Below are 5611 nucleotides of genomic sequence, written 5' to 3' on the forward strand. Positions count from 1 at the left end.
GTGGCTGGTTTTTCGGAAGTTGTTTGTTTCTGGCTTCGAAAATAAAGTGTTGACACTTTCTGAAAGTTCTGTAGAATATGTCGGCTCAACAGGGCGAGATGCTCTGGCTCTTTAACAAGATGAATCGAAATAATTTGTGTGGGTATGTGTGGCGATACGTTTCTGTTAGAAATTATCGGCGCAGAGAATCCACGTCAATTCGCAAGAAACGACGTTCTGTAGTCGAGCCAAGATTGGATGCTGATCTTATTTAGTATCAAGCATTATTAAACTGAAGAGTTTGATCATGGCTCAGATTGAACGCTGGCGGTATGCTTAACACATGCAAGTCGAACGCTGAAGGGTGCTTGCACCCGGATGAGTGGCGGACGGGTGAGTAATGCATAGGAATCTGCCTATTAGTGGGGGATAACGTGGGGAAACTCACGCTAATACCGCATACGATCTACGGATGAAAGCCGGGGACCTTCGGGCCTGGCGCTAATAGATGAGCCTATGTCGGATTAGCTAGTTGGTGGGGTAAAGGCCTACCAAGGCGACGATCCGTAGCTGGTCTGAGAGGATGATCAGCCACACTGGGACTGAGACACGGCCCAGACTCCTACGGGAGGCAGCAGTGGGGAATATTGGACAATGGGCGAAAGCCTGATCCAGCAATACCGCGTGTGTGAAGAAGGCCTGAGGGTTGTAAAGCACTTTCAATAGGAAGGAATACCTATCGGTTAATACCCGATAGACTGACATTACCTATACAAGAAGCACCGGCTAACTCCGTGCCAGCAGCCGCGGTAATACGGAGGGTGCAAGCGTTAATCGGAATTACTGGGCGTAAAGCGTGCGTAGGCGGTTTTTTAAGTCAGATGTGAAAGCCCTGGGCTTAACCTGGGAACTGCATTTGATACTGGAAGACTAGAGTTGAGTAGAGGAGAGTGGAATTTCAGGTGTAGCGGTGAAATGCGTAGAGATCTGAAGGAACACCAGTGGCGAAGGCGGCTCTCTGGACTCAAACTGACGCTGAGGTACGAAAGCGTGGGTAGCAAACAGGATTAGATACCCTGGTAGTCCACGCCGTAAACGATGTCAACTAACTGTTGGGTTCTTAAAGAACTTAGTAGTGGAGCTAACGTATTAAGTTGACCGCCTGGGGAGTACGGCCGCAAGGCTAAAACTCAAATGAATTGACGGGGGCCCGCACAAGCGGTGGAGCATGTGGTTTAATTCGATGCAACGCGAAGAACCTTACCTACCCTTGACATCCTCGGAACTTGTCAGAGATGACTTGGTGCCTTCGGGAACCGAGAGACAGGTGCTGCATGGCTGTCGTCAGCTCGTGTTGTGAAATGTTGGGTTAAGTCCCGTAACGAGCGCAACCCTTATCCTTAGTTGCCAGCGAGTCAAGTCGGGAACTCTAGGGAGACTGCCGGTGATAAACCGGAGGAAGGTGGGGACGACGTCAAGTCATCATGGCCCTTATGGGTAGGGCTACACACGTGCTACAATGGTCGGTACAGAGGGCAGCAAACTCGCGAGAGCCAGCAAATCCCAAAAAGCCGATCCTAGTCCGGATTGCAGTCTGCAACTCGACTGCATGAAGTCGGAATCGCTAGTAATCGCGGATCAGAATGCCGCGGTGAATACGTTCCCGGGCCTTGTACACACCGCCCGTCACACCATGGGAGTGGGTTGCAAAAGAAGTAGGTAGTTTAACCTTCGGGAGGGCGCTTACCACTTTGTGATTCATGACTGGGGTGAAGTCGTAACAAGGTAGCCCTAGGGGAACCTGGGGCTGGATCACCTCCTTACAAAGACAGAACACTGTCACACGTACTCACAACAAATTATTTCGATTGAAAGACGCACCTGGGTCTGTAGCTCAGTTGGTTAGAGCGCACCCCTGATAAGGGTGAGGTCGGAGGTTCAAATCCTCCCAGACCCACCAACTAACGAAAAGGCGAAAGTCTGAATCTATTCGGGGCCATAGCTCAGCTGGGAGAGCGCCTGCCTTGCACGCAGGAGGTCGGGAGTTCGATCCTCCCTGGCTCCACCATCACGTGACGTCGATCTTAAGCCAAGATATCAACATCAACGCTATACAGCTTTTCGGTTAATAACCCAAGGCTCGATAGCATTGATATTCGTATCAATACGCTCTTTAACAATATGGAAATCTGTAACCTAAGTCTTGATCGGCTAACGATCAATACTTAAAAACGAGTTGCGGGCGGTAGCCAGCGGCTTTCGAAAGAAAGCGGCCCAAAACCTCCGTAAAACGTTCTCAAGCAACATCAGCGAACATGTCAGCGACTAAAAACCTTAATACAGACGTATTCGGGTTATATGGTCAAGTGAATAAGCGCATACGGTGGATGCCTAGGCAGTAAGAGGCGATGAAAGACGTGGTAGCCTGCGAAAAGCGTCGGGGAGGTGGCAAACAACCTGTGATCCGGCGATGTCTGAATGGGGAAACCCGGCGAGGATAACCTCGTCATCTTTGAGTGAATACATAGCTCACTGAAGCGAACCCGGAGAACTGAAACATCTAAGTACCCGGAGGAAAAGAAATCAACCGAGATTCCCTAAGTAGTGGCGAGCGAACGGGGACTAGCCCTTAAGCTAGGATAAGGTTAGTGGAACGGTCTGGAAAGTCCGGCGATACAGGGTGATAGCCCCGTACACGAAAACCTTTTTCTAGTGAAATCGAGTAGGTCGGCGCACGTGAAACGTTGACTGAATATGGGGGGACCATCCTCCAAGGCTAAATACTCCTTACTGACCGATAGTGAACCAGTACCGTGAGGGAAAGGCGAAAAGAACCGCGGAGAGCGGAGTGAAATAGAACCTGAAACCGTATGCGTACAAGCAGTGGGAGCCCCTTCGTGGGGTGACTGCGTACCTTTTGTATAATGGGTCAGCGACTTACATTTTGTGGCAAGCTTAACCGAATAGGGGAGGCGTAGGGAAACCGAGTCTTAATAGGGCGTTGAGTCGCAAGGTGTAGACCCGAAACCGGGCGATCTATCCATGACCAGGTTGAAGGTGTGGTAACACACACTGGAGGACCGAACCCACTCCCGTTGAAAAGGTAGGGGATGAGTTGTGGATCGGAGTGAAAGGCTAATCAAGCTCGGAGATAGCTGGTTCTCCTCGAAAGCTATTTAGGTAGCGCCTCGTGTATCACTGCTGGGGGTAGAGCACTGTTTCGGCTAGGGGGTCATCCCGACTTACCAACCCGATGCAAACTCCGAATACCAGCAAGTGTCAGCACGGGAGACACACGGCGGGTGATAAGGTCCGTCGTGAAAAGGGAAACAGCCCAGACCGTCAGCTAAGGTCCCCAAATCTATGCTCAGTGGGAAACGATGTGGAAAGGCACAGACAGCCAGGAGGTTGGCTTAGAAGCAGCCATCCTTTAAAGAAAGCGTAATAGCTCACTGGTCGAGTCGGTCTGCGCGGAAGATTTACCGGGGCTAAGCATAGTACCGAAGCTACGGATTCACGCTTTGCGTGAGTGGTAGAGGAGCGTTCCGTACGCCTGCGAAGGTCGATTGAGAAGTCGGCTGGAGGTATCGGAAGTGCGAATGCTGACATAAGTAACGATAAAGGGGGTGAAAAACCCCCTCGCCGTAAACCCAAGGTTTCCTGCGCAACGTTAATCGACGCAGGGTTAGTCGGCACCTAAGGCGAGGCCGAAAGGCGTAGTCGATGGAAAACAGGTTAATATTCCTGTACCAGTTGTAACTGCGATGGGGTGACGGAGAAGGCTATATCAGCGGTCGGTTGGAAGTGGCCGTTTAAGCGTGTAGGCAGGCATCTTAGGCAAATCCGGGATGCTATATGCTGAGGCGTGATGACGAGTGTCTCGAAAGAAACGCGAAGTGATAGATGCCCTGCTTCCAGGAAAAACCTCTAAGCTTCAGGTTACAAGTGGCCGTACCCTAAACCGACACAGGTGGGTGGGATGAAAATTCTAAGGCGCTTGAGAGAACCCAGGTGAAGGAACTAGGCAAAATGATACCGTAACTTCGGGAGAAGGTATGCCGTTGATAAGTGAAGTCCCTCGCGGATGGAGCGTAAGGCGGTTGCAAAAAATCGGTGGCTGCGACTGTTTAGCAAAAACATAGCACTCTGCAAACACGAAAGTGGACGTATAGGGTGTGACGCCTGCCCGGTGCTGGAAGGTTAATTGATGGGGTTAGCGTAAGCGAAGCTCTTGATCGAAGCCCCAGTAAACGGCGGCCGTAACTATAACGGTCCTAAGGTAGCGAAATTCCTTGTCGGGTAAGTTCCGACCTGCACGAATGGCGTAACGATGGCCACACTGTCTCCACCTGGGACTCAGTGAAATTGAAATCGCTGTGAAGATGCAGTGTACCCGCGGCTAGACGGAAAGACCCCGTGCACCTTTACTATAGCTTGACACTGGACTTTGAACCTACTTGTGTAGGATAGGTGGGAGGCTTTGAAGCAGGAACGCCAGTTCTTGTGGAGCCAACCTTGAAATACCACCCTGGTATGTTTGGAGTTCTAACCTCGATCCATTATCTGGATTAGGGACAGTGTCTGGTGGGTAGTTTGACTGGGGCGGTCTCCTCCCAAAGAGTAACGGAGGAGCACGAAGGTACCCTCAGCCTGGTCGGAAATCAGGCAATGAGTGCAAAGGCATAAGGGTGCTTGACTGCGAGACGGACAAGTCGAGCAGGTACGAAAGTAGGTCTTAGTGATCCGGTGGTTCTGTATGGAAGGGCCATCGCTCAACGGATAAAAGGTACGCCGGGGATAACAGGCTGATACCGCCCAAGAGTTCATATCGACGGCGGTGTTTGGCACCTCGATGTCGGCTCATCACATCCTGGGGCTGAAGCAGGTCCCAAGGGTATGGCTGTTCGCCATTTAAAGTGGTACGCGAGCTGGGTTCAGAACGTCGTGAGACAGTTCGGTCCCTATCTGCCGTGGGCGTTTGAGATTTGAGGGAAGCTGCTTCTAGTACGAGAGGACCGAAGTGGACGAACCTCTGGTGTTCCAGTTGTCCTGCCAAGGGCATTGCTGGGTAGCCACGTTCGGACAGGATAACCGCTGAAAGCATCTAAGCGGGAAGCCCCTCCCAAGATGAGATCTCACTGGGACTTTAAGTCCCCTGAAGGGCCGTTGGAGACGACAACGTTGATAGGCACGGTGTGGAAGTCCAGTAATGGGCGTAGCTAACGTGTACTAATTGCCCGTGAGGCTTGACCATATAACACCCAATGCGTTTGGGTTGTCTAAGACAATCGCTGAAAACAACGCAAGAGAACGAACTCAATACAGATTTCCATCAAAAGCAGGTCAAAGGCAAAACCACGTAAGCGCGAATATCCGCACACGCCGTGGTTAGATTGAAGCCTAAGCCAAACGGCTTAAACAGACCTGTTGCATGACAGTTGGTCAACAACCAACTTAACCAGTTTGCTTGGTGAACATAGCAAGCGTGAACCACCCGATCCCATCCCGAACTCGGAAGTGAAACCGCTTAGCGCCGATGATAGTGTGGCAGGTTGCCATGTGAAAGTAGGTCATCGCCAAGCGCCTATTCCTAAAGCCCGCCTATTAATCATCTAATAGGCGGGCTTTTTTT

At 51.1% G+C, this 5611-nt stretch carries 2 tRNA genes and 3 rRNA genes; all 5 read left to right on the forward strand.

From position 1 onward, the window contains the following. The first annotated feature begins 268 nt into the window (after nucleotides 1-268). The 5 genes from A1355_RS06730 (at nucleotide 269) to rrf (ending at nucleotide 5561) form a co-directional block, all read left to right on the forward strand. Nucleotides 269-1802 (forward strand): 16S ribosomal RNA (locus A1355_RS06730). Nucleotides 1803-1862: 60 nt separating this feature from the next. After that, nucleotides 1863-1939 (forward strand) — tRNA-Ile (locus tag A1355_RS06735). Nucleotides 1940-1971: 32 nt separating this feature from the next. Further along, a tRNA-Ala gene (locus A1355_RS06740) sits at nucleotides 1972-2047 on the forward strand. Nucleotides 2048-2339: 292 nt separating this feature from the next. Beyond that, nucleotides 2340-5233, forward strand: a 23S ribosomal RNA gene (locus A1355_RS06745). A gap of 212 nt (nucleotides 5234-5445) precedes the next feature. Then, a 5S ribosomal RNA gene (gene rrf / locus A1355_RS06750) occupies nucleotides 5446-5561 on the forward strand. Together the 16S, 23S and 5S rRNA genes with 2 tRNA genes alongside form the textbook arrangement of a ribosomal RNA operon. Nucleotides 5562-5611: the final 50 nt, after the last annotated feature.

Origin of the sequence: Methylomonas koyamae (genome assembly GCF_001644025.1) — a bacterium.
GTDB classification, from domain to species: domain Bacteria; phylum Pseudomonadota; class Gammaproteobacteria; order Methylococcales; family Methylomonadaceae; genus Methylomonas; species Methylomonas koyamae_A.